Origin of the sequence: Parenemella sanctibonifatiensis (assembly GCF_002250565.1) — a bacterium.
In the GTDB taxonomy this organism is placed as follows: Bacteria; Actinomycetota; Actinomycetes; order Propionibacteriales; family Propionibacteriaceae; genus Parenemella; species Parenemella sanctibonifatiensis.
Map to the genome: position 1 here is coordinate 29,849 of NZ_NMVJ01000006.1, position 26,440 is coordinate 56,288.

Genomic DNA, 26,440 nt, shown 5'->3' on the forward strand with positions numbered 1-26,440 from the left:
TCGGATAGGATCGAGGCATGACCCAGCCTGTTGCGGACCAGATGAACATTCGTCGCGGTGATCGCCTGTGGATCCACGCGACCGAGGGCGTACGCGCCGACATCGCCGAGGACATCGCCGACGGTGTCGAGCTCGTCGACGGTGCCGAGGGCGCGACGGTCGTCTGCGTCGCGCTGCGCGCCAAGGCTGACTTCGACCAGCTGTTTGCCAATCACAGCGACAAGCTGCCCCACTTCCGGGCCGTCTGGCTTGCCTACCCGCGTGGTTCCCGCGCCGGACTGGACGAGGAGACGCTGGGCGACCTGCTGGAGACTCGCGGCTGGAAGCTCGGTGGCCATGTCGCCATCGACGACCTCTGGTCGGCCGTGGAAGCACTGCAGGCCTGAGGCTGCGGGGCGTACGCCCTCGCCCCCGTGTTCACTCGCCACACGGCGTCGGGCGAAACACTGGGTGGGGCGTGCGGGGCTCGAACCCGCGACCCAAGGATTATGAGTCCTCTGCTCTGACCGGCTGAGCTAACGCCCCCAGCGGCTGCCGGTGGTGTCGCGATGCACGTTGGCGGCCGTCGGAAAGCTTAGCCGCCCCGGTAGGCTCGGGCGAGCCCCGAACGGGAGGAGTGGACAGGTGGCGGATTCAGCTCAGTCGAGCGCGGCGCCCAAGGCCGGCGTACGCCGGACGCGGCAGCGTGCTGCGGTCGGCACGGTGATGGCCGATCTGGCCGACTTCAACTCGGCCCAGCAGATCCATGACCGGTTGCGCCAGGACGGCGTCTCGGTCGGGCTGGCAACCGTCTATCGCACCCTGCAAGCCATGGAGGCGGCAGGGGAGTTGGACATGATCCGCAATGACGAGGGCGAGGTCCTGTATCGCCAGTGTGAGTCGGTCCGGCACCACCACCATTTGGTGTGCCGTTCCTGCGGCCGCACCGTGGAGGTCGAGGGTGCAGCGGTCGAGTCCTGGGCCGAATCGGTCGCCCGCGCCAACGGATTCTCCGACGTACGCCACGACCTGGAGATCTTCGGCACCTGCCACGACTGCGCGGCGAAGGCCGACTGACCCCCACGGCTCAAGCCTCAGGTCAGCGGGAGTCCTCGTCGCCGACCAGCTTCGACGGCCACAGCGGTGCGCCTGTGGCACGGGTGTGCCACCACCAGGCAACCCCGGCTCCGGCCAACGTGATCGCTGCCAGCACCGGCTGGATGCCGGCCACCCACAGCTGCCACGGCTGCCACACCTGCAGCTCCTCCGAGAGCCGCATGTAGGGCGAGAAGCTGGAGTAGAGGACCAGCAACAGTCCCGGCAGCCGCAGCCAGGTGGACAGCTGCTTGTCCTGCAGCAACACGATGCCGAGCGGCAGCACCCACACCCAGTGGTGGTCCCAGGAGATCGGTGAGGCGATCAGCCCCGCGATCCCGGCCAGAGTGACGCCGAGCGTACGCCGGCCCGAGCGATACCAGATCGCGGCGACCACCAGTCCCGCCAGGGCGATGACGAAGCCGACCAGGACGCCCACGGTGTCGGACTCCGGCCCAAAGGCCCGGGTCCAAGTGCCGCTCATCGACTGGTTGCGCAGGAACGCGGGATTGAGACTCGAATCGAGCACCATTTCGGTCCAGAAGCGACGCGAATCCTCCGGCAGCACCAACCAGGTCACCACGGTGGCGACCAGGAAGCTGCAGAAGGCGATCACGGTCACCTTGATCCGGCCTGCGATCAGGGTCATCACGGCGGCGATCGCCGGCGTGAGCTTGATGGCGGCGGCGATGCCCACCAGCCAGCCCGGCAGCGGCAGCCGGCGCGGGAAGATCCGCTGGCCCGGGAAGAGATCGATGACCACCAGCACCATCAGCAGCGTGTTGATCTGGCCGAAGCTGAGGGTCGAAAAGATCGGATGACACAGGGCCGTCGCCGCCGCGGCGGCCAGCGACAGACGCCACCCCCGCAGACCCATCCGATAGATCAGCACCGTCACGGCGAACGCGTTGAGACCCAGCCAGACCACCCGTGACTCGATGTCGCCGCCCAGCCCGAAGGGGGTCAGCAGCAGGCCGGCGAAGGGCGGATAGATGAACGGCAGCCCTTCGACGCTGAAGAGGGACTCGCCGGTGAGCAGCTTGGCTACTGCCTGTCGGTAGACCTCGAAGTCGATCATCGGGAGCTCGAACTGCTCCAGACGCCACGGCAACTCGCTGGCCGCCATCCACACCGAGGTGAGCCACGGCAGCAGGGTCGCGAGCAGTACTCCGATCAGGCGTAACGGCCACGGCCGAGCCTTGGGCTCGGCCGGCGCGCTGTCCTCCAGGTCCGGGGTCGCCCCGGTGTCGTTCACCACCACGAGAGGATGGTACGGCCCACGCCGGAGTCGGCGTTGGAGCCGACACGCTCGGCTTTCAGCTCGGCCAATGATTCGTGTGACTCCTCCATGACGAAGGCGCGCCCGGACCACGCGAGCATCGCGGCGTCATTGGGCATGTCGCCGAAGCTGGCAACGTCCTCGGCAGCAACCTGCCACTCGGCACACAGCTCAGCCAACCGGACTTGTTTGGTGCAGTCGGGAGGCCCGACTTCCAGCAGGCCGACGGTGCCGGGCGTACCGGAGAAGGTCACCGTGGCGCGGTCGCCGACGATCGCCTGGACCAGGTCGTTGGCATCCTCCAACATCAGGTCCGGAATCCGGACCACCAACTTGGTGGTGCCGGAGTGCTCGGCCATCGGGCCGGCGAGGTCGTCGCACGCGTGTGCCGTGTCGGTCACCTGCGGGGCGGGGTAGCCGGGCTCGTAGGAGAGCAGGTTGGCCAGATCGGCGGCGAAGCTGGCATCGGGGTGGTCCTGCCGGATGGCGGCCATCAGTTCCAGCGCGACGGCTGAGGGGATCTCAATGCGCTGGGTCTCGGTCATGGTGGTGAGGTCGACCACGGCGGCGCCGTTGGACGCGATCACGGTCGGCACCACGTCTGCGAGGTGCTCGATCAGACCGAGGTTGCGCAGCGGCCGACCGGTGGCGAACAGCACCCGGATGCCACGCTCAACGGCCTCGCGTACGGCGCGGTGATTGGCCTCGGTGACCTCCTTGTCCGGGGTGAGAAACGTGCCGTCAAGATCGCTGCAGATCACGCGGGGCAGGTCGGTCATCATAGTTCCTGTCTGGGTCACAACAACGGGCTCGGGTCACAACCGGGGGTTGGGGCCTGTGGGCGGACCGCCGCCACTGGGGCTGCCGGTCTCGGGCGAGGGGCTGCCAGACTCGGGCGAGGGGCTGCCGGACTCGGGCGACGGGCTTCCCGACTGCGGCGACGAGGGACTGCCTGACTGCGGTGAGGAGGGGCTGCCCGACTCACCCGAAGGCGGCGGCGAGGTCGGCGAAGAGGTCGAGTCCGACGGTGGCGGGTCCGTCGGCGATGGCGGTGGGATGGTGGGCTGCTGCAACACCATCAGCACAATCATCAGGGCCAGCGCGGCGATGAAGATCACCACCAGCCAGGACGCCAGCACGCTGATGCCGCCCGCCCGGTCATGGCGGCCGGGCCACGGCAGCGGCCACACCCGCGCTCGCCCCGGGCCGGCGGAGGCGACCCAGGGCAGTTGGAAGTCGGGACCGGCCGGTGTACCGACTGGTCCCAAGGTCCCCAGATCGACGCGGTGCAGCAACCGATCGGCCTCATCGACTGCGGTCTGGCTGCCGTTCCATTCCAGCGCCACCCACGGCGCTTCGGGATCGTCGCCCGGTTCGACCGGGTTGTCCTCCTCGCCACGGAACTTGTGAGCGAGCCGCCCTTCGTCCTGGCCGTCGCCGCCCCGGGCGATGACAGTGTCGATGTGGAGCTCGTTGACGGCCCCGGCGAACCGGTCCCGGGCACTGGCACTGGCGGCGGCGCCCATGCTCAGCAGGATCACCATCGCAGGATGTTCGGACTCGTCCTCGTGTGCCAGGTACGCCACACCGGCCGGGGTGGCGGTCAACCGGGCGTCGACCCAGAAGTCCCCGACCCGGACCGGATCGTCCTGATCGAGCGGGTAGGGCTGCGCCAACGGAGCACCGTCGGGCGGCGGCAGCGGCCCCGGCATGTCGGGAGGGAGGTCGTCGGACATCGCCTCCATCTCACCACATCGGTGGTGAACATCGCGTATCACGAGCCTGTTGGATGGGACGAGCCGCTATCGTGGCGGCAGAGCCCGAAGCCCAGGAGTCATTGAGTGAGCAGTTCACAGCAGTCCGGTCCCGCACAGGAACCGCTGGAGCCGAAGGACGCGTCGCGGATCCTGGGGGAGGCCATCGGCCAGGTCCAGCGCGTCATCGTCGGCCAGGAACACATGGTCGAGCAGCTGATGGTTGGCCTGCTCGCCAAGGGGCACATCCTGTTGGAGGGTGTCCCCGGTGTCGCCAAGACGCTGGCCGTCCGGAGCTTCGCCACGGTCGTCGGCGGTGACTTCGCTCGAGTGCAGTTCACCCCGGACCTGGTGCCCTCCGACATCGTCGGCACGCGCATCTATTCGGCGCACGAGGAGAAGTTCGACATCGAGCTCGGGCCCATCTTCGTCAACTTCGTGCTCGCGGACGAGATCAACCGTGCGCCCGCCAAGGTGCAGTCGGCGATGCTGGAGGTGATGGCGGAGAAGCAGGTCTCCATCGGCGGCCAGACCTACCCGGCGCCCAAGCCCTTCATCGTCATCGCCACCCAGAACCCGGTCGAGTCCGAGGGCGTGTATCCGCTGCCGGAGGCGCAGCGGGACCGCTTCCTGCTGAAGGTCGACGTGCCCTATCCGCGCGGCGATGAGGAGTTCGAGATCCTGCGCCGGATGAGCGTCACCCCGCCGACTCCGGAGCCGGTGCTCAACCCGCAGCTGGTGCTGCAGATGCAGGACATGGCCAGTCAGGTGCACGTGCACAACATGGTCGCTGAGTATGTGGTCAACCTCGTGATGGCGACGCGTACGCCGGGGCAGTACAACATGCCTGACCTTGACTCGGTGATTCAGATCGGCTGCTCCCCGCGCGCCACACTGGGCCTGCTGGCCGCCGGTCGGGCACTGGCGCTGATCCACGGGCGTACCTATGTGCTGCCCACCGACATTCAGGCTGTCGCCAAGGACGTCATGGCGCACCGACTGGTGCTCGGCTTCGACGCGGTCGCCGACAACATCGAACCCACCGACGTCGTCGAGCGAATCCTGACCATGGTCGAGGCCCCGACGCCCCGGTGGAATTCCGACTCCGGTAGTGGCTCCAGTGATCGCCCCGCGAGCCGACCCGACTCGCAGGGCTCGCCGAATCCGGCGCCGCCGCAGGGCATGCAGCCGGGGCAGTACCCGCCGCGGCCGCAGGGTCCCGGTGGGCCGGGCAGCAATGGGCCGGGTAGCAAAGGGCCAGGCTCGTGGGCCCCGCCGCAGGGACCGCCGCACAATCCGCGGTCCTGAGGCGCTGAAAGGTCGCCGCTTATGACCTCCTTCCCGCCGCCGAGCGGAGCTCCCGCCTTCCCGCCGCCGCAGGGCCCCCCTGCCGGCGCGCCAGTCGCGCCTGCCCCGGCGGCCGCGGCGGCATCGATCGTCGGCGAGCCGACCGAGCCGACCATCCCGCTGAACGAGCTGGCCCCCGAAGCGGCGCTGCGCCGACTCGAGTTGACGGTGGTGCGCCGGCTGGAAGGCTTCCTGCACGGCGATCACCTTGGCCTGCTGCCCGGCCCCGGCGCCGACACCAACGACGCCCGCGAGTATCAGCCCGGCCAGGACGACGTACGCCGGATGGACTGGGCAGTGACGGCCCGGACCACGGTGCCTCACGTCCGCGACACGATGGCGGATCGGGAACTGGAGACCTGGGCCCTGCTCGATGTCACCCCGTCGATGAACTGGGGCACCGAAGGTGTCACCAAACGTGACCTTGGTATCGCGGCGATCGCCACGATCGGTTTCCTCAGCCAGCGGATGGGGGACCGGTTCGGTGGCTTCATCATGCGCTCGGACGGCGTCCGCCGGCTGCCTGGCAACTCCGGGCGTACGGCGCTGTATGGCTTGCTGCGGACCATGCTGACCGAGCCGATCGTGCCCGACCACGCCCCGGGAGGGGTGGAACTGGCGGCCGGCATCGAGACGGTGTCCCGCACCCAGCGTCGCCGCGGCATGCGCGTGGTCGTCTCTGACTTCCTGGAGCCCGGCTCGGCGGAACTCGACCCGAACGTACCGCCGAGCTGGGAGCGGCCCATGCGCCGGTTGGCGGTGCGCAACCAGGTGCTCGCCATCGAGGTGGTTGACCGGCGCGAACTCGAGTTTCCCGACGTTGGCGATTTGCTGATCCGTGACCCCGAAACGAGCTTCGAGCGATACGTCAACACCTCCGATGCGCACGCCCGAAGACAGATGAACGCGGCGAGTCAGGCGCAGCGGGAACGGATCAAGCTGTCGTTGCGCCGTGCCGGCGTGGGACACATCCAGTTGCGTACCGATAGAGACTGGGTGCAAGACATTGCGCGTTTCGTGCTTGGCTACCGGCGAGTGGCCAGCATGTTGCACGCGCCGCCCAAGGGCGTCAGCAGATAGATGTGGAACGGCGTCAGCTGATGAACGCGAAAGGAGTGAGGCGATGAGTTTCTGGGAGCAATGGGTCCCGCAGACCTTGGGGCGTCCTTGGGTGCTGTTGGCCATCGTCCTCATTCCGGTGCTGGTCGCGGCCTACCTCTTCCTGCTGAAGCGCAAGAAGCGCACCGGCATGAGGTACACCAACACCGGCGTCCTCGGGAAGGTGATGCACGGCCAGTCGCAGTGGCGCCGGCACCTCGCCGTGGCGTTTGCACTGGTCGCGTTGGTGGCGCTGTCGGTGGCCGCCGCACAGCCGATGGGCGTGAGCCTGATCCCGCGAGAACGGGCCACCGTCGTGCTGGTGCTGGACGTCTCGCAGTCCATGCAGGCCACCGACGTGCAGCCGACAAGGCTCCAGGCGGCCGAGGAGGCCGCCGCGGCGTTCGTGGACCAGGTGCCGGATCGGTTCAACATCTCCTTGGTGTTGCTGTCGGGCCAGCCCCAGATCGTCGTGCCGCCCACCCAGGACCATGCGTTGGTGAAGCGGGTCGCCAGTAACTTGGAGTTGCGTGACGGCACGGCGATGGGCAGCGGCATCGAGACCGCGCTCAGCGCGTTGCAGCAGGCGCCCCGCGACGCGGACGACACCGGGGAACTGCCGCCGGGCATGATCGTGCTGATGTCCGATGGCCAGAACACCGCCGGACAGTCGCCGCTGCAGGCGGCCGGGCGGGCCCGGGACCTGAAGGTGCCGGTGCACACGATCGCCTACGGCACTGACTACGGATATGTCGATCTCGATGGCGTACGCGAACCGGTTCCGGCCGACCGCGCGCTGCTGGAATCCATCGCGCAGACCGCGGGTGGGGAGTTCCACATCGCCAAGGACGGCACGGAACTGGCTGAGGCCTTCGAGGACATCGGCTCCTCGGTCGGTTATGTCCGCGGCGAGACCGACATCTCCGCCCAGTACGCCGGGGTCGGGGTGGCCTTCGGGGTGCTCGCGGCACTGGCCACGATCTCCCTGGCGACGAGGTGGCCATGATCGAGTTCCTCAATCCCGAACGGCTCTGGGCGCTGCTGCTGGTGCCGGTGTTGGCGCTGCTCTATTACCTGCTCTGGCGCCGGGACAAGGCTCGCTCCGGTGGCGGTCAGCGGGACCCGCTGATCTCGATGCTGCCCCAGGAACAGACCTGGAAGAAGCATGTGGCTGTCCTGCTCGCGCTGACCTCGTTGACCCTGCTGGTCACGGCCTGGGCCCGTCCCAAGGAGGGGGTCGAAGTGCCGCGGGACCGTGCCACCATCGTGGTGGCGATCGACGTGTCCCGCTCGATGTTGGCCGAGGACGTCGACCCGAACCGGCTGATCGCCGCCCAGAAGGCTGCCAAGGACTTCGTCTCCTCGATGCCACCCCGCTTCAACGTGGCGCTGGTGACCTTCGCTGCTCAGGCGAAGTTGATCGTCCCGCCCACCACCGACCATGCAGTCGTGAACTCCGCGATCGACGGGCTGCAACTGGAGCCGTCGACGGCGATCGGTGAGGGCGTGTACGCCTCCTTGGATGCGCTGAAACTGGTGCCACCAGATCCCGATGACCCCAATGCCTCGGCGCCGGCCCGAATTGTGCTGCTGTCGGACGGGTCCACCAATGTGGGCCGGTCCACCGATTCGGCTGCCGAACGCGCCAAGGAGCTGGAGGTGCAGGTCTACACCATCGCCTACGGCACCCCGGGTGGCTATGTGATCAGCAACGGTCAGCGTCAGCCGGTGCCGGTGGACCGCTACGAACTGTCCCAGTTGGCTCGCAACACTGACGGGAAGTTCTACTCGGCCGAGAATGCCACCCAGCTCGATGAGGCCTATGAGGACATCGCCAGATCGGTCGGCTACGAAACGGTCGACCAGGAGACCACGGTGAATTGGGCCGGGTGGGCGCTCGGCGCCGCGGCGCTGGCCGCCGCGGGAGCGGTCGCGCTCGCGGCGCGCTGGCCCTGATCCGCGCCCCCGGGCACACTCGGCGTACCGTCTCGGACTGTCGTAGGCTCGGGGATTCAGTTGGCAATGCATCCGAGGTCTAGGTGGACATGGAGAACACGTGGGACGTCGCTGCCGCGCTGGAGCGGGTACGCGGCACCGTCAACGACGCCTGTGAACAGGCCGACCGGGATCCGAGCGAGGTGCGGCTGCTGCCCGTATCCAAGACCAAGCCGCCGGAGGTCTGTCGGGAGGTGTACGCCGCCGGCGTACGCCAGCTCGGTGAGAACAAGGTCCAGGAAGCGGCCGCCAAGCATGAGGCGTTGGCGGATCTGACCGACCTGGAATGGGTGGTGATCGGTCACCTGCAGACCAACAAGGCCAAGGTGGTGGCACAGTTCGCAGCCGAGTTCCAGGCCCTTGACTCGTTGCGGTTGGCCGCAGAGCTCGACAAGCGGCTGCAGGCGGCCGGGCGCCAGCTCGACGTGTTGGTGCAGGTCAACAGCTCCGGGGAGGACACCAAGTTTGGGGTGCCACCCGAGGAGATGGCGGCCTTCACCGCCGAACTGGGTGCCTTTGATGCGCTGCGGGTGCGCGGCCTGATGACGCTGGCGGTCTTCAGTGACGACCACGAGCGGGTCTCCGAGTGCTTCGTCCGGATGCGGCAGGTGCAGGCGGAGTTGCAGGACCGCGACGGCGGCGGTTGGGAGGACCTGTCGATGGGCATGTCCGGTGACTACCAGCTCGCGATCGCCCACGGCGCCACGACGGTGAGGGTGGGCCAGGCCATCTTCGGCGACCGGCTGAACCCGAACGACTACTGGCACTGAGTGCGCCCGGCCCCCGTGACTCGAGGGGCCACTGGTGTGGATGGGACGCGTGGGGCAGAATGGTGCCCACAACCGGTCTTGAGGACGTCGGGGAAGGCAGCCCTCGAGCCCGGGAGGAATCATGGACGCGACCCAAGGGGTCTTGTTCATTCACAGCGCGCCGTCGGCCCTGTGCCGCCACGTTGAGTGGGCGGTCGGCGGCGCTCTTGGCGCGCCCGTACGCTTCGACTGGAGCGCACAGGGCGCCGAACGCGCGACCTATCGCACCGAGGTGACCTGGCGCGGTTCGGCCGGGACCGCCGAGACGATCGCGTCGGCGTTGACGGGCTGGCAGCGGCTCCGCTTCGAGGTGACCGAGGACGCGGGCCGCAACCATGAGGGACAGCGGATCTCGTACACCCCGAATCTGGGAGTCTTCCGGGCCAGCACCGGACCACACGGCGACATCATGGTGCCCGAGGACCGACTGCGCACCGCGATGACGGATCCGCGCGGCCTGCAGCAGGCCCTCGATGACCTGCTCGGCACCGCCTGGGATGCGGAGCTGGAGGTCTTCCGGTACGCCGGCGACGGGGCTCCGGTGCGCTGGCTGCACCAGGTCGTCTGACCACTCCGGGGCGGGACTCAGCCGCGTACGGCGCGCCAGAACTCGGTCAGGTAGGCCGGCTCGTCCGGCCCGCCCATGCCGGCGGTGGCCAGCAGCGCCGCGGCGACCCGGTCCTGTGGATCGACCCACAGGCTGGCCCCGGTGCCGCCGTCCCAGCCGTAGCGACCCGCGGCGTCGATGGCCACGCCCATGCCCCAGCCGTGGTCGGGCGGCAGCATGCCGTTGCCCATCGTCCTGGTTGCGGCGGTCGTGGTGTCTGTGGTGAGCAGGCGTACGGATTCGGCGGACAGCACCCGGACCGGACCAGATGCGGGGAGCACGCCATGGGCGACTCCCTCGTTCATCAGCATCCCCGCGAAGCGCAGCAGGTCGGCGACGGTCGACACCAGCCCGGTGCTGGCCGACACGAAGCTCGGCGGATGGAGCAGCGCCGGATCATGCTCAGGGCAAGCCTCGGTCACGGTGCCACGCTCGTCGGGGAAGCCGTGGGCCGGGACCCGGCAGAGATCGGCAGCCTTCACGGTCCAGCCGGTGTCATGCATGCCGAGCGGGGCCAGGATCCGCTCGGTGACGAGGACATCGAGATCACGTCCGGTGGCGGCTTCGATGACGACCGCCAGCGCATCGTAGGAGGACTGGTAGAGCCAGCCCTGACCGGGCTGGTGGGCCATCGGCAACGCCGCGGTTGCCTCGACCCACTGCTGCGGCGTCATGGCTGGGGGTTGCCAGTCCGACATCACGCCGGCCTCGTCGGCGGCTCGGGTCAGGGCATCGTCCTCGGGAGCGTTCATGTCGTAGCCGAGACCGAAGCCCATCGACAACAGGTCCCGGACGGTCACCTCGCGGCTGGCGGGCACGGTGTCGTCGAGTCTGCCGTGGCGTACCCGCAGCACCTGCCGGTCCGCCCAAGTCGGCACGTACCGGCTGATGGGGTCCTCAAGGCGCAGCTCACCGGACTCGACAAGGGAGAGGGTGGCGGCCGCGACGATCGGTTTGGTGACCGAGGCGATCCGAACGATCGCATCAGCGCTGAGGCCTCCGGCCGCGCCGAGCGTCGCTGCCGGCTCAGCATCCGGCGAGTCGGGCGACACGGAGAGGACGGCCCACGTCAGCCCGGCGCCGATCCTCTCGGCTGCCCGGTCCATGGTCGATGCCACGCGGTCGGTACGCAGCTGAGGTGGGGTGGGGGCAGCCATGACCTGAGGGTGTCACACCTGCCCCAGGAGTCTTGCCCCACCCGTTGAACGGAGGTCAGTGGACCGGGGAACTCGACTGACTCGAGTTTTTTGTCGGAGGGTGCCGCTTGACTCAGAGTCATGAAGATCTGGGCTCTGGAAGCGAAGAAGCCGGAAGCAAGCAGCGCCGACTCCGTGTCGGCGGACATGACGCGGATGCTGGAGTCGATCACCGACCTGGTGGGCCGACCGCCGCGGGGCATCCGGCGGGAATGGCTGGTGTACGCCTGGCAGGCGCTGGCCGATGACGGCGCGGTCTCGGCGCTGCCGCAGCCGGGTGCGGTCACCTACGTCGACGACATCCTCACGCTGGCCGCCCTGCTCCATCTGGGGGAGGCCTTCCATGACCACGACGCGGCACCTCCTCGCCCCAGCGGGGAGATCGAGGGGTTCACACCCGCTCGAGTGGCGCTGTGGCTGGGCGTGGCACCGCACGGTCCGCGGCTCGCACTGGAGGTCGCCGCGGTGGTCCGGCGTCGGATGCCGCGAGTGGCGGCCCGGCTGACGACACTGTGGGACGAGCCGATGCTGTTCGCGACGTTGTGGCACGGCGGGAGCGGCACGTCGGCCAGCTTCCCGCTGTCGCGCGACGCGTACGCCGATGCGGTCGGGATGAACATCACTGCCGCCAAGCTGGAGGCGTTCGGTTGGCTCGCCGGAGTGCTGCGGGCCGGAGCCACCAGCGGCACCGCACCGGACAGCCGCGCGGCGTGACATGTCAGTCGCCGGCCTGCCACAGCTCGGTGTAGTACCTGAGTTTGGCCAGATCCGGCTGCAACCCGTAGCCACGCCAGAAGTGGGCCGGATCGATGCCCGGGAAGTTCCAGCCCAAGCTCAGGATGGCCGGTGCCAGGTCCGCATATCGGTCGGCGACGCCCAGCGCGCCGAGATCGACAGTGCCGGTCCACGTGACGTGGTCGGCTTCTCCGGTCGGCTCCATCAGGAAGTTGGGGTTGCAGGCATCGCCGTGGCAGACCACCAGATCGAGCGGTGGCACCCGGTCGGCAAACAGCTGTCGCTGAGGCTGCGGAACGCCCAGCTCCGCCAGCAGTTCCAGCCGGTCGGCGACCGACCAGGTCCACGGACAACTGGCGACCTCGAGCTGGTCATGCCAGCACCGCAACGCCCGGCCAAGCTCGGTGACGGTCACCTGCGCGAGCGCGGTGGTCGACTGGAAGCGAGGATGGATGGCGGTGTCGCCAGGGATTGCTGCAGTGTGCAGCCAACGATGGTCGCCGGCGGAGGTGGTGACGGTGCCCTGAGCCAGCACTCGCGGCACCGTCAGCGATGGCGCCGCGAAGGCGAGCCACGAGAGGCGTTCTGCCTCCTCCTTTGGCTCGAACTCGAGGTGGGCAGGGCCGTACTTGAGGTAGCTCGGCGGATCGGTGGCGATTCGCCACGTCACCCCACCGAGTTCGTTGCGCCACACCGGCGCCACCGCAACGCCCGCGGCGAGCTGGGTCACCAGCGCCGGCGCGGACACCTGGCCTGGTGCCGGGATGCTCACCTCAGTTGCCGCGAAGCGCGGGGGTCACCGGTTGGCGTTGGCGTTGCTGACGGCGATGGCGACGTTGTGGCCGCCGAAACCGAAGGAGTTGTTGAGCGCCAGCAGGTCGCCCTGACCCAGGTCCCGGGGGGAGGTGGCGATGTCGATCCCCAGGCCCTCCTCCTGGTTGTCCAGGTTGATCGTGGGCGGGGCGGTGCGGTGATGGACCGCCAGCACGCAGGCCAGCGTCTCCAACGCGCCGGCGCCACCCAGCAGGTGGCCAGTCATCGACTTGGTGCCGCTCACGACGACGCCGTCGACGGCCGAACCGAGGGCGTGCCGGATCGACTTGGTCTCGGCGGTGTCGCCCAACGGGGTGGAAGTGGCGTGTGCATTGACGTGGGAAACGTCCGAGGGGCTCGCATCTGCGGCCTTCAGCGCCTTCACCATGGCCGCGCCCTGCTGGCCACCGGTCGGGTCGGGCTGCACGATGTCGTGGCCATCGGCCGTGATGCCGGCGCCGGCGAGAGTGCCATAGATCTTGGCGCCGCGGGCGGTGGCATGCTCCAAGGTTTCGACGACCAGGATCGCAGCGCCTTCGGCGAGCACGAAACCGTCGCGGTCGACGTCCCAGGGCCGCGAGGCACGTTCCGGCTCATCATTGCGCCGGGAGAGCGCCTGCATCTGCGCGAAGGCGGCCATGGGCAGCGCGTGCACGACACCCTCGGTGCCGCCGATGACGGCAACGTCGGCGCGGCCCAGCAGCAGCTGGTCCAGGCCCAACGAGATGGCTTCGTTGCCCGAGGCGCAGGCAGAAACCGGGGTGTGGATGCCAGCCTTGGCGCCGAATTCGAGGCCGATGTTGGCCGCGGGGGCATTAGCCATCAGCATCGGGACGGTGAGGGGGGACACCCGGCGTACGCCGCGGGTGCGCAACTGCTCCCAGCTGTTGACCAGCGAGATCAGGCCACCGATGCCGGTGCCCACGCTGACCAGCAGGCGGGTCGGGTCCACGTCATCCAGGCCCGCATCGGCCCAGGCCTCGCGCCCGGCGACCACAGCCAACTGCGCCGACCGGTCCAGCTTGCGCGCCTGCACCCGGTCCAGGATGGTGTCGGGGGAGACCGCAGCCTGGCCGGCGAAGCGGCTCGGCAACTCTGCGGCCCACTCCTCCTCGACGCTGCGAATGCCGCTGCGGCCGGCCATCATGGCCTCCCACGTGCCGGCGGTGTCGCCCGCGAGCGGGTTGGTGGTGCCAAGTCCGGTGATGACGACTGTTGTGCTCATGGTGTCCCTCTTGCTGATACAGGTGCGCGGGCAGGTGCTGGGCGCCGGTCACACCGGTCGGTGTGACCCGAAGGCGGTGGCGTGCTCAGCGCGAGCACGCCACCGAAGGCTCACTTGGCCTGTTCGATGAAGGCGACGGCGTCGCCAACGGTGTTGAGGTTCTTGGCCTGCTCGTCGGGGATCTCGACGCCGAACTTGTCCTCGGCGGCGTAGATGATCTCGACCATCGCCATCGAGTCGACGTCGAGATCGTCGGCGAAGGACTTGTCCAGCTGGACAGCGGTCGGGTCGGTGCCGGCGATCTCGTTGACGATCTCGGCGAGCTGGCTGCGGATCTCTTCGGTGGTGGCCATCTTCTTCTCCTGGTGGATGAACGGGTCGTACGGGTGGGGTCCTGCTGGCGGGCGAGGCCCGAGGGCCGCTCGGCGCCGCTTGCCCAACACGGCGCTGAAGTCTGTCAGGGCAGCGTCACGACCTGGCCGGCGTACACCAGACCAGCACCGAAGCCGATCACCAGCGCAGTCTGTCCGGACTGGGCCTGGCCGGAACTGAGCAGCCGGTCCATCGCCAACGGCACCGAGGCCGCCGAGGTGTTGCCGGTGTCCATGATGTCGCGGGCCACCACCACCTTCTCGGGGAGGTGCAGATGACGCAGCATCGAATCGGTGATCCGGTTGTTGGCCTGGTGCGGGATGAACACGTCCAGTTCCTCCGGGCTGACACCGGCCTTGTCCAGCGCCTCCAGTGCCTTGGCTGCGATCGCCGTGGTCGCCCACTTGAACACCGTCCGGCCATCCATCGTGATCGCCGGCGTGACGCCACCAGCCTGCGGCCAGGGAGCCGTCATGTTGATGGTGTCCCAGTTCTCACCCTCGCCACCCCACACTGCCGGGCCGATCGCAGGCTCGTCGCTGGGGCCGACCACGACTGCACCGGCACCGTCGCCGAAGAGGAAGGCGGTGCTGCGGTCGCTGGTGTCGGTGATCTCCGAGAGCACCTCGGCGCCGATGACCAGCACGTACTCAGCCGCACCGACCCGAATCAGTGCGTCGGCCTGGGTGAGGCCGTAACAGAAGCCGGCGCAGGCCGCGGAGATGTCGTATGCGGCTGCCTGCGGGGCACCCACAGCGGTCGCCAACCGGGGCGCCAGCCCCGGCGTGGGCAGATGGTGGGAGACGCTGGCGAGGATGACCGCGCCGATCCGATTCGGCTCGATGCCCGACCGCTCCACTGCGATCCGGGCGGCGTCGGTGGCGAGCACCTCCAGCGTTTCGCCCTCGGCGACCCAGCGACGCTCGGTGATTCCGGTGCGCTGCTGGATCCACTCATCAGAGGAGTCGATCATGGTGCACATCTCGGCGTTGGTGACGATGCGGCTGGCCTTGCGACTGCCGACCGACACGATCCGTGCGTACGGCGCCCCGATGCTTGCCTTCATCAGTTTCCTGCTCCGGTAGAGGTGTGCGCGTCAGTGGAGGTGTGCTCGGCAACGAAGTCGCGTGCCTCGGCCAACTCGTCGGGAGTGTTGAGTGCAAAGACTTCCACCCCGGCCAGGTTGCGCTTGGCGATCCCGGTGAGCGTGCCGGCCGGGGGCAGTTCCAGCAGTCCGGTGACGCCGAGGGTGGCAAAGGTGTCCATGCAACGGTCCCAACGCACCGGGCTGGCGACCTGGGCCACGATCCGATCCAGGTACGCCGCCCCGCTCGCGACGACGGACCCGTCGGCATTGGTCAGCAACGCGGTGGTGGGATCCTGCCCGGCGATGTCGGCCCGGGCTTCAGCCAGGGCATCAACGGCGGGCCGCATGTGTTCGGTGTGGAAGGCGCCAGCGACGCTGAGTGAGATCTTGCGGACCCGCGCCGGCGGCGTGAATGCGTCCAACTGCTCCACCGTGCCGGCCGCCACGATCTGGCCCTTGCCGTTGTGGTTCGCGGCGGTCAGGCCGGCCCGCTCGATCGCTGCCAGGACGACCTCGGGATCGCCACCGATCAGCGCCGCCATCGACGTGGGGGTGGTCGCCGCAGCCGCCGCCATGGCGCGGCCCCGGACGCTGACCAGAGCCATCGCCTCGGCGTCAGTGATGACACCAGCGATCGCAGCGGCCGCCAGTTCGCCGACGCTGTGGCCCGCGATGACAATGCCGGAAAGATCAGCCGGCAGGATCGCGGGGGCTGTGAGCATGGCGGCTGCCACCAGCAATGGCTGCGCCACCGCGGTGTCACGGATGGTGTCGTCGTCAGCGGTGGTGCCCAGTTCGGCGAGGTCCACCTGGGCTGCCTCGGCCAACTCCGCAGCGCGGTCGGCCAACGTGGGGTCTGCCAACCACGGCGCGAGGAATCCGGACTTCTGGGCGCCCTGACCGGGCGCGACAATCGCAAGCACGGATCAACTGTGCCGGTCCGGCCACCGGCTCCGGGCCGTAGACATGACCAAAGAGGGTGGGCACTTTTGTGAGTTCCCCACAACCGCAGGCCTCAGCTGCGCAGCGCTCCGAGCGTCAATGCCATCCGCAGCAGGTACGCATCCCTCGCATCGGTGGGGGAGTAGCCGGTGATCTCGTGGATCCTGCGGAGCCGGTAACGGACGGTGTTGGCATGCACGAAGAGACTGCGCGCGGTGGCCTCCACCGAGCCGCCGGCGTCGAGGAAGGCGACCAACGTCAGCTCCAGGTCACCGCCGGAATTGTGGAGGTCACCGAAGATCTCCACGCCGAGGCGACGGCGTGCATGCCCGTCACCGGCCAGGGCACGCTCGGGCAGCAGGGCGTCGGCCAACACGGGCCGCGGTGAATGGGTCCAGGCGTGAGCGGCACGCAGCCCTGACAGCGCCGAACGTGCCGAGCTGACTGCCTCCTCCAGGTTGGCCACGGTGGGGCCGACCACGACCGGACCGGGGCCGAAGGCCTGGATCAGATGGGTGCTGAGGGTCAATGCACCTTCGCTGTCGAGCACCGGCGGGCCGGCAAGCAACAGCACGACGCGCTCGCCCTGGACCGAGCCGAGCAGTTCGGCTTGCCGTTGATTGGTGATCCGGCGCAGTGCCTCGGTGTTGATGCCCTCCTCGGGGGCGTGACCGATCACCACACATACGGCTTCGGTGGAGGTCCAGCCCAGCGTCGAGGCCCGGGACATCACCTCCGGGCCAGCCTCCCCGCGCACCACGGCGTCGACGACCTGGGACTCCATCCGAGCATCCCAGGCGCCGCGGGTCTCGGCGGCCTGGGCGTACACCTCGGCAGCGGCGAAGGCGATCTCGCGGCTGTAGTGCACGATCGCCAACTGCATCACCGAGCGCTCGCTGCGCGGGAGACGCTGTTGCAGTTCGGACTCGATCACGTCGATCGTGGTCCGGACCAGCTCCACGGTCTGGTGCAGGCTCATCTCGCGCAGCAGCTCCCGCGGGGCCGAGTTGAAGACGGCAGCGGTGGAGCCGTCCTCGGCGCGGTCGGCGAACCAGTCGACGAACCCGTCGATTCCGGCGCGGGCGACCAGGGTGATCCAGGACCGGTGGCGGGCGTCGAGCTCACGAAACCAGTCGTGGCGGGCCTCCATCTCCGAGACCGCCGCGGTGGTGAGGCTGGCCGTCATCCCCGACAGTTTCTTCACCATCGCCGTACGGGCGCGCGCCGACGGCATCAGCGCCGCCGGGGTGGTGGAGTGTTGCGAGGAGATCATTGGCGCAACAGTAGTGCTCGCGCGACGCCGACAGCGAGACCGTGGAAGGCGAGACCATGGAAAGCTGGGGCCATGCGACCGGTGACCCCTGATCTGTGGCCCGCCGAGCCGGACCCGGCGGCGGCACTACGTGAGGTTGCGTTCTGGCTGGAGTTCGAAGGCGCTGATTCACGTCGCTGTGAAGCCTTCCGACGGGCAGCCGCGGTGTGGACCCGCCACGGTGGCCCCGAGGTCACAGACCCGCAGAAGCTCACCGGGCTGGGGCCCAGCACGGCCGCGGTGGTGAAAGAAGCGATGGCGGGGGAGGTCCCGCAGCGACTGCGGGAGCTCCGCGAACGAGCTGAGCCGGTGCCGGGCAGCGACACCGCGATGTACGCCGCCCTGCGGGGTGACCTGCACACCCATTCGACCTGGTCCGACGGTGGGGCGCCGATCGCCGACATGGTCGAGGTGGCGGGGCTGCTCAGCCACGAGTACTACCTGGTCACTGACCATTCGCCCAGACTGAAGGTTGCCAACGGCCTCGATGCGACCCGGCTGCAGGCCCAGGCCGACGAGATCGCTGCCCTCAACACGGACCTGCGTGCTCGTGGCCGGGGTCCGGTCGTCCTGCACGGCAGCGAGGTCGACATTCTTGCCGACGGCGGGCTGGATCACTCCCCAGCGTCGCTGGACGGCCTCGACGCGATCGTCGCCAGCGTCCACTCCGATCTACGCTCCGATGCCCAGACGATGACCCGTCGGATGGTGAGGGCAATCGCCCACCCGAGCACTACTGTGCTGGGGCACTGCACCGGTCGGAAGCTGGCGCGAGGCGAGGTGGTGCGGCCGCCCTCGGACTTCGACGCGGAGGTGGTTTTCGCTGCCTGTGCCGCCTACGGCGTGGCGGTCGAGATCAACGCCAGGCCCGAACGTCAGGATCCCCCGGAGCAGCTGCTGGAGCTGGCTGCCTCGGCGGGGTGCCTGTTCTCGATTGACTCCGACGCCCATGCCACTGGCCAGCTGACGAATCTGGCGCTGGGCTGCCAACGGGCCGAGGCGGTCGGGATTGACGCCGACCGGGTCATCACGACCTGGTCGCTGGAGCGACTGCGCGCCTGGCTCGATGACCGCGGCTGAGACATTGCCACGGGGGTGTCTGGCAGCAAGCAAAGCTTTGCCCTAGCGTAGTGCCACCCCCTCGACACAGGAGCCATCGATGCAGATCTCCCGCAGAACAGTTCTCGGCGCCACCGGTCTGGCCGCACTCGCGGTCGGTGTCGGGGTCTCACTGCCTGGCCGGGCCCAGGCCGCGCTGGCCCCTGAGGTGTTCGGCCCGGCCAGCCTCATCACCACCATGCGCGGCGCCACCGCCATCGGCAATCAGATCTTCATGACCACCCGATACTTGATGGACGGCAATGCCCTGCGCGTGGTGAGCGTTGACGTCAGCACCGGCGCGACGCTGTGGCAGGTCGACCTCGAATACCCCGGTTTCCCCGCCAACAGCAACGGCGGCGGCAATGTCATGGCCACCGATGGAGACTGGATCTACGTCGGTCCCGCCGGCAGCCCGGTGATCATGCGACTTGACCCGGCCACCGGCGCAGCCGAGGAGTTCGTCGAGATCGGCGTGGCGGACGCGTGGTTCTACCGCATGGTCATCGAGGACGGATCGATGTTTGTCGGCACCTTTCCCGACGGCGGCGTCCACGAGATCAATCTGGCCACCCGTGCGATCACCAGCTACGGGGCGATCTCCGCATCCAAGTACTGCAACTCTGTCGCGATCACCGCCACTCACGTCTACGGAGGTGCGAATGCACCCGGCGGCATGGCCGAATGGCCCCGCGGTGGTGGCGAGAAGCGCGACATCTCGGCGTACCTTGGCCCCGGTCTCACCTCGACCATCGACATGGTGGAGCTGGAGGGCATCATCACTGTGGCTTCGGGCGAGACCATCACCTCCTTCGACCCCGAAGCCGACCCCGCACCGGTGGTACGTCGGCTGGCTGAGGAGGACAACTACGTCGACGCCCTCACCGTCACCAGCGGTGGTGACATCTACGGCGCGGTCCGCAACACCGGCAATCTCTATCGGGTCGACGGTGCCGGCCTGGAACTGGTCGCCACCCCGCTGCCCGACGATGCCTCCAATCTCCTGGTCACCGAATCCGACCCCGGCACCCTGATCGGCGTCGGAGAGTCCGGTCGCAGCTGGATCATCGAGGACGGCGGTACGCCGAAGGTGCACGTCCTGGATCCGGCTGAGGTCGGCTATCCCGAGCAGGCGCAGTACGTGCTGGCGCATTCGGATGGCCGCCGCATCTACGTCGCCGGCCACGGTCAGGTCACCATCCACGACCGGGGGACCAAGGACATCGCGGTCCTGCCCCACGTCGGCGAGTGCAAGTCGTTGGTCGAGGCGGGTGACGGCACGGTGTACGCCGCGCAGTACCCGGGCGCCAACATCCTGCGCGTCGACGAGGACGAGCTGGTCCAGGTCAGCAAGGTGGCCGGGCAGTACCGGCCGGCGCTGATGGCGTACGACGAGCCCCGCAACCAGCTCATCGTCACCACCGGTCCGCACATGGGCGGCAACCAGGGAGCGGTGGCCTTCATTGATCTGGCCACCGGTGAGGCAGAGACCCGCACCGACATCCTGGTCGACCAGACCCATCGCGGCCTGTGGATCGAGGGCGACATCGCCTACCTCACTGGCGGCACCTATGGGGAGGGGACCGGCCCGATCCGGGAGTTGGCCGAGGTGGCGGCCCTCGACCTCACCACCGGCGAGGTCCTGTGGCGGGTCGAGCCTCGCTCCGGTGTCCAGGACATCGAGCGGGTGGTACGTCGTGGTGACGTGCTCTATGTCATGACGCGCCGTCCCAACGGTGACATCCTGACCCTCGATCCGGCGACCGGAGCCTTCGTCGAAACGCTCACCAACCTGGGTGGTTACGGCGGGATGGATCGCTACGGCGACCGTGTGCTGGCGTGGGTGCACTGGGCGCTCGACATCGTCGTGATCAACCCGGACAACAGCTTCACGCCGGTCTTCGAGGACGTGCCGCGTGGCTGGTACAACAACCCGAACTTCTCGTTCGTGGCCGGCGAACACGGCACGTGGGGCATGGACGCCCTCAACCTCGCGTTCTTCCCCTTCGGTGACGTGGTGCCCGATCCGGCTGCCAGTGCGAGCCCGAGCCCCTCGGAAACGCTTGCACCGACGACGCCGAGCCCGACCAGCCCGACGACAACAGCCACGCCGACCGGCGGCATTACTTCACCCAGCCGGCCGACCGGCCTGCCCGACACCGGGCGCTGGTGACGTCAGCCGTTCGGCGGCTTCCAGCCGTCGGCCGGTGACCACTGGCCTTGGGGCTGGTGAGGCTGGTTCGGCGTCCCAGGCTGGCCGGGGACGCCGGGTCGGGGCTGGCCTTGCGGCCGCTTCTTTGGCTTTCCGACTGCGATCGCCACGACCACGACCACGGCGATCGCCATGATGATCACGACCCCAATCAGGAACAAGATGATGAGCCATCCCGGAAGGAGCGCCATCGTCGACCCCCTGAATCGTCTGCGTTTCCGGAATCAGTGTAGGGGCAGCGGAGGTCTGTGATGAACATCATTTTGGCGGTTGCTCAACCCACTGTCGCTCGGGGCTAGACTGCGGTCGTACGCCAGCGCCGACCTCACCCACGGTCGGTCTGCCACACGAGGGTGGCGGAGAATCCCGCCACGGATGAAAGGACAGCGCGTGCCGCGTGACGAAGTAGGCCCGATCTACAACGGCCTCCCGACCCAGTTGCCCGATGCGGACTCCGAGGAGACGCAGGAATGGCTTGATTCGCTCGACGGGTTGATTGATGCTGCCGGGCAGCACCGGGCTCGGTACGTCATGCTCAAGCTGTTGGAACGCTCCCGTGAGCGCGCCATTGGCGTACCGTCGCTGACCGCGACCGACCATGTGAACACCGTGCCGCCGTCGCTGGAGCCGGAGTTTCCCGGCGACGAGCGTCTGGAGCGCGAGTTTCGCAAGCTGGTCCGCTGGAACGCGGCGATCATGGTGCACCGGGCGCAGAAGCCGGGCATCGGCGTTGGTGGCCACATTTCCACGTACGCCGGTGCGGCCACCCTGTACGAGGTCGGTCTGAATCACTTCTTCCGCGGCAAGGACCACCCCGGTGGCGGCGACCAGATTTACTTCCAGGGTCACGCATCGCCAGGCATGTACGCCCGCGCCTACCTCGAGGGCCGACTTGCCGAGGCGGATCTGGATGGCTTCCGGCAGGAACACAGCCATGTTGTCGACGGCAAGGTGCGCGCCCTGCCGTCCTATCCGCACCCGCACCAGATGCCTGACTTCTGGGAATTCCCGACCGTGTCGATGGGCATCGGCCCGATCAACGCGATCTATCAGGCCCAGTTCAACCGTTACCTGCACAACCGTGGCCTCAAGGACACCTCCCAGCAGCATGTGTGGGCCTTCCTCGGCGACGGCGAGATGGACGAGCCGGAGTCCCGCGGCGCCCTGCAGTTGGCGGCGACCGAGGAACTGGACAACCTCACCTTCGTGATCAACTGCAACCTGCAGCGCCTGGACGGCCCGGTGCGCGGCAACGGCAGCATCATGAGCGAGCTGGAGTCCTACTTCCGTGGCGCCGGCTGGAATGTCATCAAGGTGGTCTGGGGCCGCGAGTGGGACGACCTGCTCGCCCAGGACACCGAGGGTGCCCTGGTGAACCTGATGAACACCGTCCCCGACGGTGATTACCAGACCTTCAAGGCCAACAACGGCGCCTACGTCCGTGAGCACTTCTTCGGGCGCGATCCGCGCACCGCCAAGATGGTCGAGGACTGGAGCGACGAGCAGATCTGGGGCCTCAAGCGTGGCGGCCACGACTACCGCAAGGTGTACGCCGCCTATCAGCGCGCGATGCAGACCAGCGGTCAGCCGACCGTGATCCTGGCCCACACCATCAAGGGCTACTTCCTGGGCAAGCACTTCGAGGGCCGCAACGCGACCCACCAGATGAAGAAGTTCACCCTGGACGACCTCAAGCAGTTCCGTGACCGGCTGGATCTGCCGATCAGCGACTCCCAGCTCGAGGCAGATCCCTACCAGCCGCCGTACTTCAACCCGGGCGCCGAGGACGAGCGCGTCAAGTACGCCCTCGATCGTCGTCAGGAGCTTGGCGGCTTCCTGCCCGAACGTCGCGGCAACGTCAGCCCGTCGCTGCCGCTGCCCGGTGACAAGACCTACGCCTCGGTACGCAAGGGGTCGGGCAAGCAGGAGATCGCCACGACGATGGCGTGGGTCCGGTTGGTCAAGGACCTGTTGCGTGACAAGGAGATCGGCAAGCACTTGGTGCCGATCATCCCCGACGAGGCCCGAACCTTCGGCATGGACTCGTTCTTCCCGACGATCAAGATCTACAACCCGCACGGCCAGAACTACACCCCGGTCGACAACGACCTGATGCTGGCCTACCGCGAGTCCAAGGAAGGCCAGATCCTTCACCTGGGCATCAACGAGACCGGCTCGGTGGCGGCGTTCACCGCGGCCGGCACCTCGTACGCGACCCACGGGGTGCCGATGGTGCCGCTGTACATCTTCTATTCGATGTTCGGCTTCCAGCGCACCGGGGACTTCCTGTGGGCTGCGGGTGACCAGTTGACCCGCGGCTTCCTGCTCGGAGCGACCGCCGGGCGTACCACGTTGACCGGTGAGGGCACCCAGCACATGGACGGGCACAGCCCGTTGTTGGCCTCCACCAATGACGCCGTGGTGACCTACGACCCCGCGTACGCCTACGAGATCGCGCACATCATGCGCAAGGGTCTCGACCGAATGGTTGGCGAGAATCCCGAGAACGTCATCTACTACATGACGATGTACAACGAGCCCTACGTCCAGCCGGCCGAGCCGGAGGGGCTGAATGTCGACGACGTCCTCAAGGGCATGTACCTGCTCAAGGAGGGCAGCACGGACGGTCTCGGCGAGGACGCTCGTCGGGTCCAGTTGCTGGCCTCCGGCGTGGCGGTGCCGTGGGCCCTGGAGGCGCAGGAACTGTTGAAGAATGACTTCGGTGTGGTGGCCGACATCTTCAGCGTGACCTCCTGGAATGAACTGCGGCGTGACGGCCTGAAGGCCAACGAGGCCTGGCTGCGTCCCGACGAGGAGCCGGTCAAACCCTTCGTCACCCAGCAGTTGGAGGGACGTCCGGGCCCCGTCATCGCCGTCTCGGACTACATGCACGCTGTCCAGGACCAGATCCGCGAATGGGTGCCGGGTGACTTCCACACCCTTGGTGCAGACGGCTTCGGCTTCTCGGACACCCGGGCAGCGGCTCGTCGCTACTACCACATCGACGGCCCGTCGATCGCGGTTCGGGCACTGCACGCCTTGGCCGACCGGGGCGAGTTCGACCGGGATCGGGCGCGCGAGGCCGCCCAGCGTTACCGGCTCGATGACCCATCTGCCGGCACCTCCGGCAACGCAGGCGGCGACGCCTGATCGAGGCATCCCAGTGAAGCCCCGGGCACGGATTCTTCGTGTGCCCGGGGTTTCGCCTTGGGTGAACGTCTGGCAATCTGTTGTCCACGGAATTCCGCGCTGAAACGGAGGTTGTGTGGTGACGACGGCAGGTGCCGGGGAGAGTTCCTCGGGCGTCGCGAAGATGGGGCTCTCGGAGGGCCAGATCGTCCAGGAGATCGGCTGGTACAGCGATGTGGACGAGGACTTGCGGCACGACATCATGGATGAGGTCGATGCCGACCTGCTGGAGGACCCGCTCGAAGCCGTGGACGTCGTGCTGCTGTGGTGGCGGGAGGACGACGGTGACGTCGTCGACGGTCTGCTGGAGTCGCTGCGGTCGTTGTCCGACACCGGCGTGGTCTGGTTGCTGACACCCAAGATCGGCACCGAGGGCTATGTCGACCCGGCCGACATTGCGGAGGCCGCCTCGACCGCAGGTCTGTCCCTGACCTCCACCGAATCGGTCTCCTCGGGTTGGACAGCGACCAAGTTGGTACGCCCGAAGTCGGGCCGCAAGAACGGATGACCGCCAGCCGGTTGAGGCTGCGGGACCACCACGGCGTACCGGTCAGTTGGCCGCCGCCGGGGCCCACTGTGGTGGTGGCGGTGCCGTACGCCTTCACCGACGTTTGTGCCAGTGAGCTGGATGCCCTGGACGCGGCGCTGCCCGAGTTGGAGGCGGCTGGCGTGACGGCGTACGGCCTCAGTTGCGATGCGCCCTACAGCCAACGCGCCTGGGCCGAGCAACGTGGCTGGCGACTGGAACTCATCAGTGACCACTGGCCGCACGGGGCGCTGAGCCGCGAGCTCGGATGGTTCGACGAGGACCGTGGCTGTGCAGTGCGGGGGAGTGCGTACGCCGACCGAGGCACGGTGGTGTGGAACGAGACCTCAGCTGACCACCGGGACATCGGTGGCCTGGTCCGTCGGGTGCTGGCGGCTCGAGTCGGGTGAATCACCACCGTCGGCGGATGGGCTGACCGGCCTGCGTAGGCCGTCGGCAGCCAGCACCAACACGACCACCCCGAGTATCGCCGTGAGCCCGGACACAAGGAGCTGGAAGGCTGAATAGCCGACCTCGATGAAGGCACCGGGCGTTTGTGGCAGTGCCGACCAGGGGGTGAACGCAGCCCAGCCGCACCACGCCAGGCCGACCCAGCGCAGCACCGGCCAGGTGCCGGGTCGCAGCAGTGCCACGGCCAGCGGCACAAACCAGACCAGGTGGTGATTCCAGGCGATCGGGTTGACCAGCGTTGAGCCCAGGCCGAGCACCACGATTGCCATCAGTTGCTCCCCGCGCTGCCACAGCCCACGCCCCAACCAAGCCGTCCAGACGGCGACCAATAGGCAGACCAGTAGGCCGCCCGCCAGTGCGGCGGTGCCGAAGCCGAACATCCGGTGGACCAGGCTGAGGATGGACTGGTTGAACAGCCAGCCATTGGCATCAGGGTTGGAGCCGGAGTCGCCTCGGGTCAACTGGGACCAGTAGTGCCACGAACTCCGCGGGGCGGCGATGAAACCGATCACCATGGTGGCCAGCGTGGCGACCGCGCCGGTGATCGCGATTCGCCAGCGCCCCGCCCAGGCCAGGGCCACCAGGAAGAGTCCGGGGGTGAGTTTGATGCCGGTCATCACCCCGGTCCAGGCACCGGTCGGCAGCAGTCGAGGGAGCCGGATCTTGTCCAGCAGTCGCGGCCCGGGCACCAGCTCGACGACGATCGCGGCCATGATCACAACGCCGAGCTGGCCCAGCACCAGGACTTGCTGAAAAGGGGTGGTGAACAGGATGGTCAGCGTCCCCGCGAGGCTCAGTTTCCAGCCCGTCAGGCCGAGGCGGTGCAGCACCACCAGCAGGCTGACCACGGTGACGATGACCCACACGGCACTCGCTGCGACCGCAGGGATCGCCCCGAGCGGCACCGACAGCAAGGCTGCGAAGGGCGGATAGATGTAGGGGAACTCGACCCCGGTGACGTAGAGGAACTCCCCGGACAACAGCCGATGTGCGGCCTCTCGGTAGACCGCCAGGTCCTCCATGTTGGGACGCCAGGGCCACAGCGAGGTGCCGGTCATGTGAGCGATCGGGACATGGAAACCTACGATCAGCGGCGCCAGCGCGATCAGAAAGCCACGCGCCAGGTGTGACACCACCGACGCGGTGCGATCGGCGCGGTCAGTTTCAGGACTCACGTCGGTCGAGTTTAGGCCAGCCGCCCGGAGGCGTATGATGCTAGTTGTATCAACCAACCAATTGTTGGCCCGTGAACGGTGCGGGGCAGCGGATCACCGTTGCCGCACCGGATCCGGCCCGGTC

The 26,440-nt window shown here is 68.1% G+C and carries 26 protein-coding genes and 1 tRNA gene; 14 read left to right on the forward strand and 13 right to left on the reverse strand.

The annotated features are described in order from the left end of the window. The first annotated feature begins 17 nt into the window (after positions 1–17). Entirely contained in the window at positions 18–386 is a 369-nt protein-coding gene (locus CGZ91_RS04780; RefSeq protein ID WP_094453076.1) for a hypothetical protein, read from the forward strand. Between the two features lie 65 nt (positions 387–451). Here CGZ91_RS04780 and CGZ91_RS04785 read toward each other — a convergent pair. Beyond that, positions 452–525 (reverse strand) — tRNA-Ile (locus CGZ91_RS04785). A 99-nt stretch (positions 526–624) separates the two neighbouring features. Here CGZ91_RS04785 and CGZ91_RS04790 point away from each other — a divergent pair. Then, positions 625–1,056 (forward strand): Fur family transcriptional regulator, encoded by a 432-nt coding sequence (locus CGZ91_RS04790; protein WP_094453078.1) that lies wholly within the window; start codon positions 625–627, stop codon positions 1,054–1,056. A gap of 22 nt (positions 1,057–1,078) precedes the next feature. On the opposite strand, the gene CGZ91_RS04795 is transcribed toward CGZ91_RS04790, so the two are convergent. The 3 genes from CGZ91_RS04795 to CGZ91_RS04805 are packed head-to-tail and all read right to left on the reverse strand — an operon-like array spanning position 1,079 to position 4,065. Beyond that, entirely contained in the window at positions 1,079–2,335 is a 1,257-nt protein-coding gene (locus CGZ91_RS04795; protein ID WP_094453080.1) for a glycosyltransferase 87 family protein, read from the reverse strand. Further along, a complete protein-coding gene (locus CGZ91_RS04800) occupies positions 2,326–3,132 on the reverse strand; it encodes an HAD-IIB family hydrolase (protein ID WP_179229221.1) in 807 nt (268 codons plus the stop codon). The genes CGZ91_RS04795 and CGZ91_RS04800 overlap by 10 nt, the downstream gene beginning before the upstream one ends. A gap of 36 nt (positions 3,133–3,168) precedes the next feature. Further along, positions 3,169–4,065: a hypothetical protein gene (locus tag CGZ91_RS04805; RefSeq protein WP_407670846.1), complete on the reverse strand. Its 897-nt coding sequence runs from the start codon at positions 4,063–4,065 to the stop codon at positions 3,169–3,171. Positions 4,066–4,194: 129 nt separating this feature from the next. Here CGZ91_RS04805 and CGZ91_RS04810 point away from each other — a divergent pair, with 129 nt between their 5' ends. From CGZ91_RS04810 to CGZ91_RS04835, 6 genes are all read left to right on the forward strand, one after another. After that, positions 4,195–5,415 (forward strand): AAA family ATPase, encoded by a 1,221-nt coding sequence (locus CGZ91_RS04810; protein ID WP_094453084.1) that lies wholly within the window; start codon positions 4,195–4,197, stop codon positions 5,413–5,415. A 21-nt stretch (positions 5,416–5,436) separates the two neighbouring features. After that, on the forward strand, positions 5,437–6,534 hold the full coding sequence (locus tag CGZ91_RS04815; RefSeq protein ID WP_094453086.1) for a DUF58 domain-containing protein: 1,098 nt from the start codon (positions 5,437–5,439) through the stop codon (positions 6,532–6,534). Positions 6,535–6,577: 43 nt separating this feature from the next. Continuing rightward, positions 6,578–7,558, forward strand: a complete 981-nt coding sequence (locus CGZ91_RS04820) for a VWA domain-containing protein (protein WP_094453088.1) — start codon at positions 6,578–6,580, stop codon at positions 7,556–7,558. Then, positions 7,555–8,508, forward strand: coding sequence for a VWA domain-containing protein (locus CGZ91_RS04825; RefSeq protein WP_094451449.1), 954 nt, complete (start codon positions 7,555–7,557; stop codon positions 8,506–8,508). Before CGZ91_RS04820 ends, CGZ91_RS04825 begins: the two co-directional genes overlap by 4 nt. Positions 8,509–8,597: 89 nt before the next feature. Then, positions 8,598–9,317: a YggS family pyridoxal phosphate-dependent enzyme gene (locus CGZ91_RS04830; RefSeq protein WP_094453090.1), complete on the forward strand. Its 720-nt coding sequence runs from the start codon at positions 8,598–8,600 to the stop codon at positions 9,315–9,317. A gap of 121 nt (positions 9,318–9,438) precedes the next feature. Next, positions 9,439–9,924, forward strand: coding sequence for a DUF3145 domain-containing protein (locus CGZ91_RS04835; protein ID WP_094453092.1), 486 nt, complete (start codon positions 9,439–9,441; stop codon positions 9,922–9,924). 17 nt (positions 9,925–9,941) lie between these two features. On the opposite strand, the gene CGZ91_RS04840 is transcribed toward CGZ91_RS04835, so the two are convergent. Then, positions 9,942–11,120, reverse strand: coding sequence for a serine hydrolase domain-containing protein (locus tag CGZ91_RS04840; RefSeq protein ID WP_094453094.1), 1,179 nt, complete (start codon positions 11,118–11,120; stop codon positions 9,942–9,944). 120 nt (positions 11,121–11,240) lie between these two features. Between CGZ91_RS04840 and CGZ91_RS04845 the strand changes: the two genes are divergently transcribed. Further along, a complete protein-coding gene (locus tag CGZ91_RS04845; RefSeq protein WP_094453096.1) occupies positions 11,241–11,873 on the forward strand; it encodes a hypothetical protein in 633 nt (210 codons plus the stop codon). Between the two features lie 4 nt (positions 11,874–11,877). Here CGZ91_RS04845 and CGZ91_RS04850 read toward each other — a convergent pair whose 3' ends face one another. From CGZ91_RS04850 to CGZ91_RS04875, 6 genes are all read right to left on the reverse strand, one after another. Further along, positions 11,878–12,666, reverse strand: coding sequence for a phosphotransferase (locus CGZ91_RS04850; RefSeq protein ID WP_094453098.1), 789 nt, complete (start codon positions 12,664–12,666; stop codon positions 11,878–11,880). 24 nt (positions 12,667–12,690) lie between these two features. After that, positions 12,691–13,932 carry a beta-ketoacyl-[acyl-carrier-protein] synthase family protein gene (locus CGZ91_RS04855; RefSeq protein WP_094453100.1) on the reverse strand — a complete coding sequence of 414 codons (1,242 nt, stop codon included), beginning with the start codon at positions 13,930–13,932 and terminating at the stop codon, positions 12,691–12,693. Positions 13,933–14,042: 110 nt separating this feature from the next. Continuing rightward, the gene (locus CGZ91_RS04860; protein WP_094453102.1) at positions 14,043–14,285 is read right to left on the reverse strand and encodes an acyl carrier protein; all 243 of its coding nucleotides are present in this window, start codon (positions 14,283–14,285) and stop codon (positions 14,043–14,045) included. Between the two features lie 104 nt (positions 14,286–14,389). Next, a complete protein-coding gene (locus CGZ91_RS04865; RefSeq protein ID WP_094451457.1) occupies positions 14,390–15,370 on the reverse strand; it encodes a beta-ketoacyl-ACP synthase III in 981 nt (326 codons plus the stop codon). After that, positions 15,370–16,314, reverse strand: coding sequence for an ACP S-malonyltransferase (locus CGZ91_RS04870; RefSeq protein WP_094453104.1), 945 nt, complete (start codon positions 16,312–16,314; stop codon positions 15,370–15,372). Before CGZ91_RS04870 ends, CGZ91_RS04865 begins: the two co-directional genes overlap by 1 nt. Before the next feature lie 92 nt (positions 16,315–16,406). Then, positions 16,407–17,567 carry a PucR family transcriptional regulator gene (locus CGZ91_RS04875; RefSeq protein ID WP_456095294.1) on the reverse strand — a complete coding sequence of 387 codons (1,161 nt, stop codon included), beginning with the start codon at positions 17,565–17,567 and terminating at the stop codon, positions 16,407–16,409. Between the two features lie 111 nt (positions 17,568–17,678). Here CGZ91_RS04875 and CGZ91_RS04880 point away from each other — a divergent pair, with 111 nt between their 5' ends. Both CGZ91_RS04880 and CGZ91_RS04885 read left to right on the forward strand, forming a co-directional pair. After that, positions 17,679–18,725 (forward strand): PHP domain-containing protein, encoded by a 1,047-nt coding sequence (locus CGZ91_RS04880; RefSeq protein ID WP_094451460.1) that lies wholly within the window; start codon positions 17,679–17,681, stop codon positions 18,723–18,725. Between the two features lie 79 nt (positions 18,726–18,804). Next, entirely contained in the window at positions 18,805–20,916 is a 2,112-nt protein-coding gene (locus tag CGZ91_RS04885) for an outer membrane protein assembly factor BamB family protein (protein ID WP_094453108.1), read from the forward strand. Between the two features lie 2 nt (positions 20,917–20,918). Here the strand turns inward: CGZ91_RS04885 and CGZ91_RS04890 are convergent, their stop codons facing one another. Further along, the gene (locus tag CGZ91_RS04890) at positions 20,919–21,146 is read right to left on the reverse strand and encodes a hypothetical protein (RefSeq protein WP_094453110.1); all 228 of its coding nucleotides are present in this window, start codon (positions 21,144–21,146) and stop codon (positions 20,919–20,921) included. 184 nt (positions 21,147–21,330) lie between these two features. On the opposite strand from CGZ91_RS04890, the gene aceE reads away from it, so the two are divergent. From aceE to CGZ91_RS04905, 3 genes are all read left to right on the forward strand, one after another. Beyond that, positions 21,331–24,105, forward strand: coding sequence for a pyruvate dehydrogenase (acetyl-transferring), homodimeric type (gene aceE / locus CGZ91_RS04895; RefSeq protein WP_094453112.1), 2,775 nt, complete (start codon positions 21,331–21,333; stop codon positions 24,103–24,105). Between the two features lie 118 nt (positions 24,106–24,223). Then, entirely contained in the window at positions 24,224–24,652 is a 429-nt protein-coding gene (locus CGZ91_RS04900; RefSeq protein WP_407670835.1) for a DUF3052 domain-containing protein, read from the forward strand. Then, positions 24,649–25,080 carry a redoxin domain-containing protein gene (locus CGZ91_RS04905; protein WP_094453114.1) on the forward strand — a complete coding sequence of 144 codons (432 nt, stop codon included), beginning with the start codon at positions 24,649–24,651 and terminating at the stop codon, positions 25,078–25,080. Before CGZ91_RS04900 ends, CGZ91_RS04905 begins: the two co-directional genes overlap by 4 nt. Here the strand turns inward: CGZ91_RS04905 and CGZ91_RS04910 are convergent. Beyond that, positions 25,018–26,316 (reverse strand): glycosyltransferase 87 family protein, encoded by a 1,299-nt coding sequence (locus CGZ91_RS04910; protein ID WP_094453116.1) that lies wholly within the window; start codon positions 26,314–26,316, stop codon positions 25,018–25,020. The genes CGZ91_RS04905 and CGZ91_RS04910 overlap by 63 nt on opposite strands. Positions 26,317–26,440: the final 124 nt, after the last annotated feature.